This is a genomic window from Porphyrobacter sp. SLTP (assembly GCF_009905735.1).
In the GTDB taxonomy this organism is placed as follows: Bacteria; Pseudomonadota; Alphaproteobacteria; order Sphingomonadales; family Sphingomonadaceae; genus Erythrobacter.
The window spans coordinates 199,808-215,885 of sequence record NZ_JAAALE010000001.1 but is presented as its reverse complement, the minus strand read 5'-3'; the positions used below and the strand labels follow the sequence as shown (position 1 = coordinate 215,885).

Below are 16,078 nucleotides of genomic sequence, written 5' to 3'. Positions count from 1 at the left end.
CCGCTTTCGCTGGGATGACGATAATGAGAAATTACATCTCCAGCGGGCCGTGCTGGATATGCGGCAGCACATGGCGGGCGAACAGATCGGCCTCCTGCGCGTGGGGATAGCCCGACAGGATGAAGGCCTCGATCCCTTCGGCCTGATAGGCGCGCAGCTTGGCGAGCACCTGATCGGGCGTGCCGACGATCGCCGCCCCGCAGCCGGAACGCGCGCGGCCGATGCCGGTCCACAGGTTCTCCTCGACGAAGCCATCGCCATCCGCCGCGCCGCGCAGTTCCTGCTGGCGCTGGACGCCGTAGTTCTTGGCATCGAGGCTCTTTTCGCGGATCGCGCGGCCGGCCTCGTCATCGAGCTTCGACAGCAGCCGGTCGGCGTAGTGGCGCGCTTCGTCCTCGGTTTCGCGGACGATCACGTGGGCGCGGTAACCGAACTTCAGCGTGCGGCCGTAGTTGGCGGCGCGCGCCTTGAGGTCGGCGATGTTCTCGCGGACCTTGTCCATCGTGTCGGGCCACATCAGGTAGACGTCCGCCGCCTCGGCCGCACACTCGCGCGCTTCGTGGCTGAGGCCCCCGAAGTAGAAGGGCGGGCACTTTCCATTGAGCGTGGTGATCCGCGGCGGATCGAGCTTCAGCTTGTAGAACTCGCCGTCGAAATCGAGGTGCTCGCCATTCAGCAGCGTCTTCACAATCTTCATGATCTCGGTGCCGCGACGGTAGCGCGGGCCGCTCTCGATCTTCTCGCCCGGCATGTCGGAGGAGATGATGTTGACGTTCAGCCGCCCGCCCGTCCCCGCCGCATTGGGGCCGAGGATGCGGTCGAGCGTCGCGATCCGGCGCGCCAGCTGCGGCGGCCAGTCCTCGCCCATCCGGGTGGCCCACAGCAGCTTGATACGCTTCACCTGTGTCGCCACGGCAGCGGCGAAGATCGTGGTGTCGACCCCAAGCTGATAGCCCGAGGGCAGCAGGATGTTGTCGAACCCGCCTTCCTCCGCACGCAGCACGATGTTGCGGCAATGCTCCCAGCTTGAGGCGAGGTAGGGATCGGGGACGCCGAGGAACTCGTAATCGTCGTCACATAGCGCGGAAAACCACGCGATTTCGCATTGTTGCTGGGTCATATTCTCGTCCTCATCCAAACTCTTCTCAAGACCCGTTCGTGCTGAGCTTGTCGAAGCACTGTCTTTCTTGAAGGTTAGCGCTGAACCCGAAGAAAAGTGCGGCCCTTCGACAAGCTCAGGGCGAACGGAGAATTTACCTCAAGGCAAAGGCACGCCCCGCGCGGCGACCAGTACGGCGTACCACTCGGTGCGGGTCCAGCGGACCTTGAGCGCCTGCGCCCCCTCGGCAATCCGCTCGGCGTTCTGCGATCCGATGATGGGAATGATCCCCGCCGGATGCGCCATCAGCCAGCTATAGGCGGCGACCGTGCGCGACACGCCGTGCGCCTCGGCCACCACATCCAGCGCGGCTGCCACCGCGGTCTCGCGCGCGTTCTCCGGCGCGGTCAGCCTGCCGCCTCCCAGCGGTGACCAGGCCATCGGGGTGAGGCCCAGCATCATCGCCTGATCGAGTTCGCCATTCTCGAAGCAATCGATCCGCAGCGGGCTGATCTCAGGCTGGGTCGTGGCCAGCTTGTTACCAAGGAAGTGGTTCAGCGCGGCGGTCTGGGCCATCGTGAAGTTGGAGACGCCAAGGCTGCGGATCTTGCCGCTCGCCATCGCATCATCCAGCACCCGCGCCGTCTCCTGCGGGTGGGCGAGAATATCGGGCCGGTGGATTTGCCACAGTTCGACGCAGTCCACCTTAAGGCGGCGCAAGGAATCGTCGATCGCCTTCTTCAGATAAGCCGCGCTCTGGTCATACGGCAGCGGCGGCAGGATCCCGCCCTTGGTCGCCAGCACCATCTTGTCGCGGAGGCCCGGCTCGGCTGCCAGCACCTCGCCCAGCAGTGCCTCGGCATCGCCAAAGCCGCCGCTCCCGTCAAAGCCATAGATGTCGGCGGTGTCGAGGAAGGTGATCCCCGCATCCAGTGCCGCGTGCACCAGCTTGGCCGCTTCGGCGGCGGTGCGGCCATTTTCGGTCAGCCGCCACATCCCCCAGGCCATGGAAGACACCTCAATGCCGCTCGCACCAAGGGCGCGGGTGGCAGGCGGAAGGGGCAGTTCACTCATCTAGGGGTTCCTCTTTGGCGGAGCGACCGAGGCGCGCTCGACAAGGTCATGGGGCAGGCGCTTGTGGGTGATGTCCCCGCCTGCGATCAGGATTTGGGTGGCTGTGCGCGCCAGATCGGCCATCGGCTGACGAATGGTGGTGAGCGGCGGCCAGACGGTGCGGGCCAGCGTGGTGTCATCGAACCCGGCAACCGACAGATCGCCCGGCACATTGATGCCGCGATCATGCGCCACGGCGAGCACGCCGGCGGCCATATCGTCGTTCGAGGCGAAAATTGCGGTGGGCCGCTCGGGCTGATCGAGCAACGCCTTCGCGCCCGCTACGCCGGAATCGAAGTCGAACTCGCCGTCGACCACCATCTGCGGCTCGAACGGGATGCCAACCCGGTCCAATGCGCGGCGGTATCCGAACAGGCGGTCGTCCGAAGCCATGTGGTTGGTGTGGCCCTTGATGAACCCGATCCGGCGGTGGCCTGCATTGATCAGGTGCGTGGTCATATCGTCGGCGGCCTGCGCGTCGTCCATGAACACGCTGGAAGTCAGCGCGTGGTTTGTCCCCGGCGAGATGCGCACGAAGGGCACATCCATCGTCTCCAGCGCGCGCAGCACCGGATCGCAATCGGTAACGGGGGAGGAGAGGATGATGCCGTCGACATGCGTCTCGCTCACCAGCCCGCGCACCTGATCGCCGACGCGCGGATCGGCGACATCGACCGGCTGGGCGAGGAGACGGATGCCGTTCTCCTGGCACACCTCCCAGCAGCCCTTCTGGATCTGGAACATGTAATAGGGGCTGTGATTGTCGTAGATCAGCGCGACCTGATTGGACTTGGCACCTGACAGAATGCGCGCGGCCACCGAAGGCCGGTAGTCGAGATCGGCCATCGCCTGCTCGACCTTCTCGCGCAAGGCATCGCTGACATAGGGGTGGCCGTTGAGCACGCGGCTGACGGTCTTGACCGCGACGCCTGCGCGGGCGGCGACATCGCGGATGTTGGCGCGGCTCATCGGGCGAGCTCCGCAAACAGGGGCGCAAAGGCGCTGGTGCGGCGATAGAAGACGGGCGGCTCACCGATGGGTGCAGGCACATCGCGCCAACCGGCGGCGACGTCCTCGCCGCTCCACAAGTGCCGCCAGTCGCCCTGCGGCAGATAGACCTTCCGCATCACCGCCCCCGCTTCGATCACCGGTGCCACCATCAGGTCCGCACCATAGAGATACTGGTCCTGGATCGTGAAGGTTTCCCGGTCGTCGGGATAGTGCAGGAACAGCGCCCGCTGCGCCGGAAGGCCGGTGTCCTGCGCTTCGGCGACGAGGTGCGCGGCATAGGGGGCGAGGTGCGCGTGGACGCGGCTCCAGCGCACGAAGCCCTCGATCAGTTCGGCATTGCTGTCGATCTGGAGATTGTCGTCGGGGCGGTTGCCTTCGTGGGTGCGCATCACCGGGCTGAACGCGCCCAACTCGTACCAGCGCAGCATCAACTCAGGGGTTCGGACATTGCCGAACAAGCTGGTGTAGCCGCCAACGTCCGAATGGCTGAAGGCATTGCCCACTAGCCCGGAGGAGAGTGCGGCGGTGATGACTGTGCCGATGCCGTCATGGCGGGAGAAATCAACCGACTGGTCGCCCGCCCACAACAGCGGGCAATGCGCCTGAATGCCGGTGTGTCCTGCGCGCATGAACCACAAGACGTCACCTGTCCGTCCGCGTGAAGCGACGGCGCGCGCATTGACCTCGGCCCAGCGCACCGGCCAGCGGTTGTGCTCCTGCATCGGGTCGCCATCGTGCAAACGCAGATCGGTGGGCAGATATTCGCCGAAGTCCGCCATCCACCCGTCGAGCCCGAAATCGAGCATCCGCTTGCCGATGACTTCTTCCGCAAACCAGTCGGCAGCGGCCGGGTTGGTAAAATCGACCACGCCTGCGTGGAACTCGCCGAAATCAACCGCGTAAGGCTCGTCGCTGTCGAGGCAGCGGGCGAAATAACCCTTGGCGGCGGCCTCGGGGTAAAGCGGGCCATCGACCGCAAGATAGGGGTTCACATAGCCGAGGAAGCGGATGCCGCGCGCTTTCAGCGCCGCGATGCGGGCGGGCAGATCGGGATAGCGTTCCGCGTTCCACTGCCAGTCCCAGAACAACCGGCGGCCGAAGCTGGTCTCACGGATGCCGACCCAGTCCTCGCACCACAAGCCGCTGACCGCCGCTCCGGCATCAATCAGGGCTTCGAGGCGGTCAAAGCTGGCCTCGCCCTGTTTCAGGCCCACCACCGCCCCGCCCAGCGCCCATTCGGGCAGGGCTGCGCGCGGGCCGAAGCGGGCCGCGAGTTGGCGGACGAGGTCGGCGGGGGCGCCTTCGAACAGGTCGATGGTGACCTCGCCCGACCAGACATGCACCCGCAGCCGCCCGGGCTCGCGCGCGTCGAGTTCCACATATTCGCTGTTGGCAAGGGAAAGCGCCCAGCCGCCCGAACACAGCACTGTCGGTTCAGGATAGTTGGTCGTCCAGTAGTCCCCACCCGCAAACGACCCGTCGGCGCTCGCCTGATCGGTCAGCGGCGAGCCGGGCTCGCGCCCCACGCCCGGCTCGCTCGTCCAGATCGGAAATGTGCGGCCATTGAGGGCGAGATAGCTCATCTGCTCACCACCCCCCCACAGGACATCATCAGGAGCAAGGGTGAAATCCAGCGTGATGCGGTCGTGCCCGGTCAGCGCGTTCACACTCAGCCGCGATGCGCCGGGCGCAAGACTCAGCGCCAATTTCGCGGCTCCATCGGCGCTGGAGAGCACCACTGCGCCCTCGCCTGCCACTTCGCAGACAGACAGTGGCCTTGCTGCCACAGGGGTATCCGACAGGCGGAAATTGCCGCGCACCATCGTCACCAGAGGATCTCCCGAAGCTACGGAAATTGCGGGATAATCAGGTCGATGACACAGCAAGGATCGCCCGGCCAATCGCAGGTCAAATCCCCCCTCGCATGGCGTCATTGCCACCATTTTCGTCCCAGGTTTCCTCACCGAGCTATCCCTTGGCCCGTTGTGACACCGCTTGACAGATCGCAGCGGAAAGCGCAACCCGAGCGCTGAAAGATCGACCGCACGGGCGATGGTCTTTGCTATCGCCCGAAAGACCCGATCACGATGTAGGGGAGAGAAACACGATGTCCGCCACCACCCGAATTGCGCTCAAAACGCTCGCCATTTCCGCCAGTTCGCTGGCGCTGATGCACACCGCGCCGGCCATGGCGCAGGTCGAAGAAATCATCGTAACCGCCCAGAAGGTCGAGGAAAACGTCCAGGACGTGCCGATCGCGATCACTGCGGTTTCGGGCGACCGCCTGATCCAGGCAGGGGTCATCAGCCTCGAGAACATCTCGACCGTCGTTCCTTCGGTGACCTTCCGCAAGGGCACCACCAGCGCCAACAGCGCGATCGTGATGCGCGGCGTCGGCACGATCAGCTTCTCAGTCGCGGCTGAACCGTCTGTGTCCACCGTTGTCGACGGCGTGGTGCTGTCGCGTTCGGGTCAGGCCTTCATGGATCTGGTTGATCTCCAGCGGCTTGAAGTTCTGCGCGGGCCGCAGGGCACGCTGTTCGGCCGCAATGCTTCCGCCGGTTTGGTCAACATCGTGTCCAAGGGCGGCACCGACAGCTTTGAAGCCGAAGCCAGCGCCGACTGGTTCGAGGGCGAGGAATATCGCCTGCGCGCCGCCATTTCTGGCCCGCTGGGTGAAAACCTCAGCGCCCGCCTGACCGGCTTCTACGGCAGCTTTGATGGCAACATCACCAACATCAACGGCGGCCGCAACGACAAGGTCAATGGTTACGAGCGTTACGGCGTGCGCGGGATCATAGATTATGACGACGGCGGCAACACCGTTCGCCTGATCGCGGACTACTACAAGGCTGATGACGATTGCTGCGTCGATGTGACCGGCGCCAGCCGCGGCGCGGCGCAGGATGCGCTGCTCGGCCTGCCGAACGGCGTGGCGATTGGCGAGAACCAGCGCTTCATCAACAATGACCTCGTTACCAGCACGCAGGATCAGCAGTGGAGCCTGACCGGCACCGGCGATTTCGAGATCACCGACACCCACACGCTCAGCGTGGTGCTCGGCTACCGCAACTGGGAGAACACCGAGAACCGCGACGGTGACTTCCTGCCGCGCGCGATCACCACGGCCGGGCAGCTGCACGATGTCGGCACGGTGAAGACCGAACAGGTCTCTGCCGAAATCCGCCTTGCCTCGGACCAGTCGAAGCCGTTCTTCTATCAGGTCGGCGCCTTCGCTTGGCAATCGGACAACACCCAGGACTTCACCCGTCAGGGCGTGACCTGTGCCACCTCGACCCTGGCGGCGCTGCCGGGCGGGGCGATCCCATGCAATGTTTCCGATACGGTCAACACGCTGTTCCCCTTCGCCACCTCGCGCAGCGACGTGCGGTCAAAGAACTATGCGCTGTTCGGACAGGCCACCTACCAGATCACGGATCAGCTCTCGCTGACCGGCGGACTGCGCTACACTTGGGATGATCTTGAATTCACCCACACCCGCGCACCGGCGGTGAACCGGACCACCGGTCTGCCCGCAACTGGCCCCGGCACCAATGGCAACCCGGCGGGCGGCACCATCGCCAGCGGCGGCAACGGCACCAACACCAGCCGCGGCGAGACGACCAACGGCAACCTGTCGGGTCGTGCGGCGATCCAGTTCAAGCCGTCGGAAGACATCATGCTCTACGGCTCGTACACCCGCGGCTACAAGGGTCCGGCCTTCAACGTGTTCTTCAACCACACCGCACCGAACAACGCGGTGCCAATTTCCGAAGAGCTGTCGGACAGCTTCGAAATCGGGGCGAAGACGCAGTTCCTCGACAACCGCGTCCAGCTCAACGTCGCGGCCTTCACGGTTGAGTATGACGGGTTCCAGGCCAACAACTTCATCGTCGTCAACACCGCGACGATTTCGAACCTAACCAACGCGGGCACGGTGAAGAGCGAAGGCTTTGAGGCCGATCTCGTGGTCAACCCGATCGACGGGCTGAACCTGCGCGCCAGCGCGGCCTATGCCGACGCGCGGGTCAAGCAGTTCAACCCGAACCCGACCACCAACGCGCCCGACGCACGCAATGGCACTGTGCTGCCGCTGGCGCCGAAGTTCGTCTACACCATCGGCGGGGATTACACCAAGGAACTGGGCGGGGTGACGCTGTACCTCAACACCGATTACCGCCACACCAGCACGCAGTTCTCCGACCTTGGCCAGTCGCCGACCACCCAGATTGACCCCTACGGCATCTGGAACGCCTCGCTCGGCTTCTCTGATCCGGACGACAAGTACCGCCTGACCTTCCACGCCCGCAACATCACCGATGAGAGCTACGTGCTGCTCAATATCGAGAACGGGCGCCGCTTGCAGATCCCGCGCGATGCTGACCGCTACTTCGGCATCAGCCTGCGTGTGCGGACGTTCTGACCCGCGTGGCAACGTGACATCAACAAGGGCCGTCGGAGCGATCCGGCGGCCCTTTTTGTCTGGCCTTGCTTGCCCTGCTGCGTGCTTGAACTCTAGGAACCCGTGATGGCCCAACCTTCCTCGCCCATATCCGCGCGGCTGCGCTGGTCACTGTTCACGGTGCTGTGCATCGCGGGCGTGTTCAATGCGATGGACCGCCCGATCATTGCGATCCTCAAGCCCGACATGATGGCCGATTTCGGTTGGAGCGATAGTGACTTCGGTGATCTCGCCGCCGTCACGCAATTCTCCGCCGCTTTCGCTTTCCTGTTCACCGGCTGGCTGGTCGACCGGCTCGGCGTGAACCGTTCGATGCAGGTGGGAGCAACCGCGTGGAGCCTCGCCGCGATGGCCCATGGCTGGGCGCTCTCGACCGCGCAGGTGGTCGCCGCGCGTGTCGGGCTTGGCGTGACCGAGGCAGTGCAGACCCCGCTGACGATCAAGACCGTCGCGAGCCTGTTCCCGCCGGACAAGCGCAGCTTCGCCTTCGGCTTTGCGACCATGCTGGCGGGCGCAGGGACGATTGCAATGCCGTTCGTCATCCCGGCCCTTGCCCTGGCGGTGGGCTGGCGCGGCGCGCTGGTGGCGGGCGGGATCGGCGGATTTCTCTCCCTGCTCGCATGGATGTGGCTGGCGCGCGGAGTAGCGCAATTGCGCGAGCGCACGCTGGCGGACAGTCCCGATCCGGGCGGCGAGAGCGCGCGCTACGGCGCCATCCTCGCCAACCGCGCCACCTGGGCAATCGTCGGCGCCAAGGCGCTGTCGGACATGACCTGGTGGTTCATCAACTTCTGGCTGGCGGATTATTACCGCAAGGAATTTGGCCTCACCACGCTGGAACTCGCGGTGCCGCTGGCGATTGCCTTCGCCGGGTCAGGCCTCGGCGCGCTGCTGGCGGGGTGGGTGTCGACCAAGCTGCTGGAGCGCGGTTACAGCCCCAACCGGGTGCGCAAGGGCGTGATGCTGGCCTCGGCCCTGCTGGTCGCACCGCTGCCGCTGGTGCTGGAGCTCAACGCCTTCTGGCCCGTGGCCGTCATGATCGGGGTGGTGATGGCCGGGCATCAGGGCTTCTCGCTCTCGCTGTTCTCGACCATCACCGATGTCGTCCCCAACGCCAAGGTCGGGCGAGTGACGGCGTTCGGCGCGTTCATGGGCAATATGGGCGGGGTGGCGATTTCGCTGGTTACTGGCCGCGTGCTCGATGCAGGCTTCGGCTTCGTGCCGCTGTTCATCTTTGCCGCCTCGTCCTATCTGGTTGCGCTGGCATGGTTCCAGTGGCTGCTGCCGGTAATCCGGCGTCCAGATGATGACGCGGCCGATCTGCTTTCGTAGGCGCGCGGGAAGCCGTGCGGTTGCATTTATGAGGCTTGCGGAGTAGAGCTATGACACCGTGAGACATAAGGCAGGCTTACCGGCATGAAGCGCGATGCGCGCCCCGATTACGAGGCTTTTGCCGGCGACCTGTTCGGCGAGATCATGCTCGCCGATACGGCTGCTTCAGCCGCTGCCAAAGCCGAGAAGAAGCCGCTCTCGCGCTTCGTTCCAGGCCTGGCGATCTGCGCCATTGCCGGTGCGGCGGCTGCGTGGCTCAGCCAGAATTACGGGGTCCCGATCATTCTGGCGGGCTTGCTGCTCGGCCTTGCGCTGAATTTTGCGGCCACAGACCCCCGCACCCATGAAGGACTCGACTGGGTCTCGCGCCACGGCCTGCGCGCCGGGATCGTGCTGCTCGGGGTGCAGGTCACCGCGATGCAGGTGATGGCGATGGGTTTGGTGCCGTTCCTTGGACTTGCGCTGGTAATGGCTGCCGCGCTGATCGCCGCCCTCGCTGCCGCGCGCCTGACCGGTCAGAGCCAATCGGTCGGCCTGCTCGGCGGCGGGGCGACCGCGATCTGCGGGGCTTCGGCGGCGCTGGCGCTGTATGGCGTGATCGGGCGCGAGCGGATCGATCAGGCGCTTTTCACCCTGACGCTGGTAATCCTCGCCGCCGCCAGCGCGATTGCGCTCGTCACCTATCCGCCGCTGACCCGGATGCTCGGCTTTACCGATGCGCAGGCGGGGTTCCTTGTCGGCGCATCGATCCATGATGTCGCGCAGGCGATTGGCGCAGGCTTCGCGGTTTCGGACGCCGCGGGCGCGCAGGCGACTGTGGTGAAGCTTACCCGCGTTGCCCTGCTCGCCCCGCTGGTGACGCTCGCCGCGCTGTGGATCGCCCGCGCCGAACCTCTGCCCGAAGGCGTGGGCCGGACGCGCGTGCCGCTGCTGCCGGGCTTTATTCTGGCGTTTCTGGCGCTGGTGGGGGTGAACTCGCTCATCACCCTGCCCGCTGATCTCGCGGACTATGCGCTGACCCTGTCAAAGACCTTGCTGCTCCTGGCCGTCACCGCCACAGCGATGCGGACGCGGACCGATCTGTTGCTTGGCCTCGGCTGGCGGTCGGTGATGCCGGTGCTGGCGGCGACCATCGCCTCGCTTGCGGCGGCGCTGGGCTTTGCGTGGTGGATGATCTGATGCCCGATGTCTTCGACCTTGCGGTGATCGGCGGCGGCGTGAACGGCGCCGGGATCGCCCGCGATGCCGCCGGGCGCGGGGCAAAGGTGCTGCTGCTGGAACGCGGCGATCTGGCGGAAGGCACCTCATCCAATTCCACCAAGCTGATCCACGGCGGCTTGCGCTACCTTGAGCATTACGAATTTGCGCTGGTGCGCGAGGCGCTGACCGAGCGGGAGGTGCTGTGGGGCATCGCGCCGCACATCATCTGGCCGCTGCGCTTCATCCTGCCCCACCGCCCCGGCCTGCGCCCGCGCTGGCTGCTGCGACTGGGCCTGTTCCTCTACGACCATATCGGCGGGCGCAAATATCTGCCCTCAGCCGAAGGTGTCGACCTGACCCGCCATCCGGCCGGCGCGCCGCTCAAGCCGGAATACACCCGCGCCTTCGCCTATTCCGATGGCTGGGTGGATGATGCGCGGCTGGTGGTGCTGAACGCCCGCGACGCGGCGGATCGCGGCGCGGAGGTGCGTACCCGCTGCGAGGTGACGGCACTGACCCGCGAGGGCGATCAATGGCGGATCGAAGCGGGGGGCGAGACTTTCCACGCCCGCGCCGTCGTCAATGCGGCAGGCCCCCGCGTGCTCGACCTGCTAGGCCGCGCGGGCGAGCCTACGGCGCAGAAGATGCGACTTGTGCGGGGCTCGCACATCGTGGTGCGCAAGCTGTTCGACCACGATTACGCCTATTTCTTCCAGTTGCCTGATGGGCGGATCTTCTTCGCCATCCCTTACGAGCAGGACTTCACGCTGATCGGCACCACCGATGTCGATCACGACGGCAGCCTCGACGAGGTGCGCGCCAGTGCCGAGGAAATCGCTTACCTCTGCGCAGGCGCGTCGGAGTATTTCCGCAAGCCCGTCACCCCCGCCGATGTCGTGTGGACCTATTCCGGGGTGCGCCCGCTGATTGACGACGGCTCGGGCAAGCCGGAAGCGGCAACCCGCGGCTACAGCTTTGAACTCGACGGCGGAGCGGACGGCGCGGCGCCTTTGCTCTCGGTGTTCGGCGGCAAGATCACCACCTACCGCGAACTCGCCGCCGAGGCGATCCGCCAGCTTGAACCCTTCCTGCCGGTGCTGGAAGGCGAGGATTGGACGGGCAAAGCATTCCTGCCCGGCGGCGATTTCGGGCGGTTCGATGCGCCCGCCCTCGCCCGCGATCTGGCCGCGCGTTATCCCTTTCTGGGATCACGCGAGGCCAATCGCCTGATCCGCCTTTATGGCACCTGCGCCGCGACCGTCCTCGGCGATGCGACCTCGCCTGCCGATCTCGGCGAGGCGTTCGGCCACGGGCTGACGGCGGCGGAAGTCGATTACCTCATCGCTCACGAATGGGCCCGCACTGCCGCTGACGTGTTGTGGCGGCGGACGAAGCTCGGCCTGCATTTCACGGACGCGCAAACCGCGCGGCTCGCTGCCTACATCACCGAAAGGATTACCCCCGCATGACCCGAATCGTAGCCCTTGGCGGCACGGTCAATCCCGGCTCCTCCACCGAGCAGGCGCTACGCCTCGCCGCCGGAATTGCCGCGAGCGAAGGGGCAGAAGTGACGGTGTTCGGCGGCGAATATCTGACCGCCCTGCCCCACTATCTCGGTCCGCTGCATGATCCCTCACAAGGGGCCGAGATGGTCGCAGCGGTGCGCGCGGCCGATGGCTTGCTGATTGCCGCACCGGGATATCACGGCACGATTTCGGGCGTGGTCAAGAATGCGCTCGATTACCTCGAAGACCTTGCGCGTGATGAACGCCCCTATCTCGATGGCCGCGCGGTGGGGCTGATTGCCACCGCGTTCGGCGATCAGGCGTCGATGTCGACCCTGCTCACCATGCGCGCGATCACCCATGCCTTGCGCGGCTGGCCGACCCCGATGGGCGCGACAATCCGCACCTATCGCGGGCTATTCTCGCCCGATGGCGAATGTCTGGATGAACGCGCGCGGGGGCAGCTGGAGCTGGTCGGCAAGCAGGTGGTGCTCGGCGCCAAGAGCTTTGCGGCCGGGAGGGATCTGGCGTGACCAGCGCGGCTCTGGACACGGCACTTGCCGCGGTTGCCGCGGGGCGGATCGTGGTGATCTCGGGCGATCGGCTGCGCGGTGGGGACATCGACCTGATGTGTGCGGCGAAGCACGTCACCCCTGAAGCAATCAATTTCATGGCGACCCACGGGCGCGGCTTGATCTGTCTGGCGGTCACGCCGGAGCGTGCCGATCAGCTGGGCCTCACTCTGGTGAACCCCGGCACCGCGCGCCAGACCGGACGGCCCTTCGCCCGCTCGATCGAGGCGGCCGAGGGGGTTTCCACCGGCATTTCCGCTGCCGACCGTGCGCATACCGTCAAGGTTGCGATGGCTGATGGCGCGACCTCTGCCGAGATCCACTCCCCTGGCCATGTCTTCCCGCTGATCGGCCAGAGCGGCGGCGTGCTGGCCCGTCCGGCGGCGTGCGAGGCGGCGATTGATCTGGCCCGCTTGGCGGGTGCGGGCGATGCGGCGGTGATCTGCTCTATCATGCGCGATGATGGCGAGATGGCGCGGATCGACGATATCGGCGAGCTTATCGCCGCCCATGATCTGGCTGTCGCCGACATCGGCGCATTGATCGCCCGGCTGGAATCAGCGCGGGTCTGAGATAGTGGTGGGTGCCGGCCCAACGTGCGGGGGGGCATAGAAAGCCGGCACCCGCGTGCGTCACCAGCCGAAGCGGATCGACGCACGCAAACTGTAGCCGATATTGCCGAACTGGTTTTCCAGCCCGACTTCACCGGCGATCTTGTAACTGCCGTCCCCGCCCAGCGCGCGGGCGCGGGCGTACCAGCCGCTGTCGCGCCCTTCCGGGGTCAGCGTGAACTGCGCTCCATCGGCAAATTTTGCGCGGGTGACGCCCAGATCGCTCGTCAGCAATTCGCGCCAGCCGCCTTCGGCCTCAATGCGGAACCAGCCGGTGTCGCGCGCCTGCATGCCCCACATGTCGACGCCGACCGTGACGCCGCCATTGATGCCGACTTCCTTGCTCGACCGGCCCTCGACCGTCAGGTCCAGCGCGTCGCCGCCGCCGGTTTCCGCGTAGCCATCTTCGTTCAAGCGCAGGTAATCGACCACCAGCGAAGGGCGGAAGAAGAAGAACTGCCCGCCACCTTCAATCGATACGCCACCGCTGGCCGAGACGAAATCGCCGCTCCAGTCGCGGTTGATGGTGAGGTTGACCGCGTCGTCCCCGGTCCCGCCCGCAAACACGCGGCTGCCCGAGAAGTCCGACTTGCCCGCGCCGACGCGCGCAAAGCCGATCACCGGGCCGAACTTGCCGCGCCAGTGGACGCCGCCTTCGTAGCTGTCACCCAGCACCGAATTGTCGAACGGGCCTGAGGTGTGCTTGCTCCACAGCCAGCTGCCCGTGACCCCGATGGCGCCGAACTTGCTGAGGTATTCCACCCCGCCGCGGAAACCGAGACCGTTGAGATCGAACGCCGCCGATTGCCCGCGGTCCTTCTCTGAATTCCAGTTGGCGAAATCGGCGATGATGCGGAACTTGCCTTCCTCATCGAAGGGCGAGTTGGGATCCATGAAGTGCCGGTCAAAGGCACGCAGCCCGCTGGACAGGCCCTCAAAGGTGCCACCCGCATAATCGGGCAGGGTCTGGGCGACATAGGCCTGGAACACGTCCGCCGTGCCGATCGCAAGGAACAGATCGGCGACCTTGTCATCCTCGGCCAGCGCGATGAACAACTTGTCGAAGGCCGCGCTTTCAGCGGTGTTGAGGCCAAGTTCGCCGGTTGCCTTGCGGTTGATCGCGACGTTGATGGTGTTGCCATTCACCGCCAGCGCAGCCTTGTAGAGGAACGGCACCAGCGCAGAATCAGCGGTCAGGTTGCTCGCGCCGGTCAGGCTGCCGGCGGAGATGACCGCATAGGTGCCCCCGGCGGTGTTGAGGTCAGAGAGGCGGATGCGGATCTTGGAGCCGCTCGCAAAGGTGGCATTGCCGGTGACGGTGATCGCGGTGTCGCTACCCGCTCCACCGCCCAGCGTCGCGCCGATCACGCCGGTCGCGCCGACATCGAGGCTGGCGATGGTGGTCGGGCCGTTCAGCGCAAGCGTACCGCCGCTGAGGCCGATGGCGACATTTTGCGCATTCACCAGCCGCCCGCCGAACCCGGCGCTGTTGGCAATCGACAGCGTGCCTGCCCCGCCGCCGAAATCGACCGTGCCGCTGAAGGCCGCATCACCGCTCATCTGGAAGCGGTTGGTGCCGCCGCCGAAGCTGATCGTGCCGCTCGCCACACCGTCGGCCAGATCGAGCAAGTCGGAACCGCTGCCGAAGCGGATATCGCCGATGATCGAGGGCGCGGTATTGCCAGCGGCAACCACGGTCTGGCGGACGATGCTGTCACCGGTGCGGGCCGAAAGGTCGATCGCGACATTGCGGTTCGAGGTCGCCAGCGCGCCGCTTGCGCTGATCGCGCCGCTGTTCTCGATCAGGCCGAGCGTGCCGGACCGGTCGACAATGGCAAAAGCCCCGCCGCCGGACACCGTGGTCGCGTTGATCGACTTCGAATTGCGCAGTACCGGGAGCGACGCGCCCGCCCCGATCAGCACCCCGGTGGCATCGCCCGTGGTGGTGCCGGAGACCGTCGCGGCGATGGTGCCGCCATTGCTCAAGATCGGCACGGTGGTGCCTGCCGCCAGCTCAAGAGCGGTCGCATTGGCTCCACGCGCGGCGGCGCCGATCTGGCCGTTGATCTGCATCCCGTTGGCGATGGTCACGTTCCCGCCGCGCCCGCCGATCCGCATGCCGGTGCCGTTCACGCCAGCATATACGCCGTCGCCCAGGATCGTACCGGCCATGACGATGCCGAAGTTGTTGGCTGTGCCCTCGGTCGCGCCGATGACGATATTGCTTACCCCGCCGATCTGCACCGCGGGCGCCGCGCCATAGGCGAGGATGCGGGTGTTGCCTTCCTTGGCGTCTTCGATCCCGTCCTTGTCCTCGTCATTATCGGTGGTGACGAGGTCGGCCGGGGCGATTTCGAAGATGATGCCCTTGGCGACATTGCCTTCGATCACCAGCGCGCTGCCGCCTTGCAGCAGATCGTCGGCATCGAGCCGCGAAACGTCAGACGGGGCCGGGACCGAGCGATAACCAGTGACCGTGATAGCGCTTTGCACCCGCAGTGCGCCGCCAAGATTGCCGCCCAGCACCGCGCCCTGCGCATTGGCCCCGCGCGCAGTGATCTCGCCCGCCAGCCGGACATTGCCGGAGACATTGCCAACCGCGACGCCGACCGAATTGTTACCGGTCACGGTGGTCTTGCCGTCATGAGTGAAGGCGCCGGTGATCGGGCCACTGGCGCGGATGCCAGCGGAGTTGTTGCCCTCGACCACAATCGTGCCGGAGTGGACAAGATTGCCGGTCAGCGCACCATCAATTCGGATCGCGGTGCGGCCGCTGCCAAGCGCGAAGGGACCATCGATGTCGCCATCATTGTCGCTGTCGGTGGGGGTATAAGTCTCGTCGATCGTGATCGTGCCGGTGTTGGTGATGTTGGCTGTGCGGGCGCCGGTCACCAGAATGCCGGTCGCATCATTGGCATTGCTGATTGTGATGTTGCCCGCATTGGCGACGGCGTTGTTGCTGTCGACCGTCACCGCTGTGCCGCTGGTCACGGTGACCGAGCCTGCGGTCTCGATCCGCACGTCATTCGGCTGCCCACCGTTCACGTTCGAGGTCACGACCGGCGTGGTGCGCGCGGTGCTGATGACGGTCTGTGCGGCGAGCGGCTGCGCCATTGCGGCAAGCGCCGTACCGGCAAGAAGCGTGCGGTGCAGGGCAGTCATCGGGGTATTCT

General features: G+C 65.8%; 11 protein-coding genes. 6 read left to right on the top strand and 5 right to left on the bottom strand.

Features of this window, described 5'->3' with window-relative positions:
- Window positions 1-31: 31 nt before the first annotated feature.
- The 4 genes from GVM20_RS00885 to GVM20_RS00870 form a co-directional block, all read right to left on the bottom strand.
- A complete protein-coding gene (locus tag GVM20_RS00885) occupies window positions 32-1,120 on the bottom strand; it encodes an LLM class flavin-dependent oxidoreductase (RefSeq protein ID WP_166545416.1) in 1,089 nt (362 codons plus the stop codon).
- Window positions 1,121-1,258: 138 nt separating this feature from the next.
- Complete coding sequence (locus GVM20_RS00880) at window positions 1,259-2,173, bottom strand: aldo/keto reductase (RefSeq protein ID WP_166545415.1); 915 nt, start codon at window positions 2,171-2,173, stop codon at window positions 1,259-1,261.
- On the bottom strand, window positions 2,174-3,181 hold the full coding sequence (locus GVM20_RS00875) for a LacI family DNA-binding transcriptional regulator (protein WP_166545414.1): 1,008 nt from the start codon (window positions 3,179-3,181) through the stop codon (window positions 2,174-2,176).
- Window positions 3,178-5,166, bottom strand: coding sequence for an alpha-glucosidase (locus GVM20_RS00870; protein ID WP_166545413.1), 1,989 nt, complete (start codon window positions 5,164-5,166; stop codon window positions 3,178-3,180). The genes GVM20_RS00875 and GVM20_RS00870 overlap by 4 nt, the downstream gene beginning before the upstream one ends.
- 164 nt (window positions 5,167-5,330) lie before the next feature.
- On the opposite strand from GVM20_RS00870, the gene GVM20_RS00865 reads away from it, so the two are divergent.
- The 6 genes from GVM20_RS00865 (at window position 5,331) to GVM20_RS00840 (ending at window position 12,866) form a co-directional block, all read left to right on the top strand.
- Window positions 5,331-7,646, top strand: coding sequence for a TonB-dependent receptor (locus GVM20_RS00865; RefSeq protein ID WP_166545412.1), 2,316 nt, complete (start codon window positions 5,331-5,333; stop codon window positions 7,644-7,646).
- Between the two features lie 105 nt (window positions 7,647-7,751).
- The gene (locus tag GVM20_RS00860; RefSeq protein ID WP_166545411.1) at window positions 7,752-9,017 is read left to right on the top strand and encodes an MFS transporter; all 1,266 of its coding nucleotides are present in this window, start codon (window positions 7,752-7,754) and stop codon (window positions 9,015-9,017) included.
- Window positions 9,018-9,101: 84 nt separating this feature from the next.
- Window positions 9,102-10,196 carry a YeiH family protein gene (locus tag GVM20_RS00855; protein ID WP_166545410.1) on the top strand — a complete coding sequence of 365 codons (1,095 nt, stop codon included), beginning with the start codon at window positions 9,102-9,104 and terminating at the stop codon, window positions 10,194-10,196.
- Window positions 10,196-11,686, top strand: a complete 1,491-nt coding sequence (locus GVM20_RS00850; protein ID WP_199799388.1) for a glycerol-3-phosphate dehydrogenase — start codon at window positions 10,196-10,198, stop codon at window positions 11,684-11,686. The genes GVM20_RS00855 and GVM20_RS00850 overlap by 1 nt, the downstream gene beginning before the upstream one ends.
- Complete coding sequence (locus GVM20_RS00845; RefSeq protein ID WP_166545409.1) at window positions 11,683-12,255, top strand: NADPH-dependent FMN reductase; 573 nt, start codon at window positions 11,683-11,685, stop codon at window positions 12,253-12,255. Before GVM20_RS00850 ends, GVM20_RS00845 begins: the two co-directional genes overlap by 4 nt.
- On the top strand, window positions 12,252-12,866 hold the full coding sequence (locus tag GVM20_RS00840) for a 3,4-dihydroxy-2-butanone-4-phosphate synthase (RefSeq protein WP_166545408.1): 615 nt from the start codon (window positions 12,252-12,254) through the stop codon (window positions 12,864-12,866). The genes GVM20_RS00845 and GVM20_RS00840 overlap by 4 nt, the downstream gene beginning before the upstream one ends.
- Window positions 12,867-12,926: 60 nt before the next feature.
- On the opposite strand, the gene GVM20_RS00835 is transcribed toward GVM20_RS00840, so the two are convergent.
- Window positions 12,927-16,067 (bottom strand): autotransporter outer membrane beta-barrel domain-containing protein, encoded by a 3,141-nt coding sequence (locus GVM20_RS00835; protein WP_234031776.1) that lies wholly within the window; start codon window positions 16,065-16,067, stop codon window positions 12,927-12,929.
- Window positions 16,068-16,078: the final 11 nt, after the last annotated feature.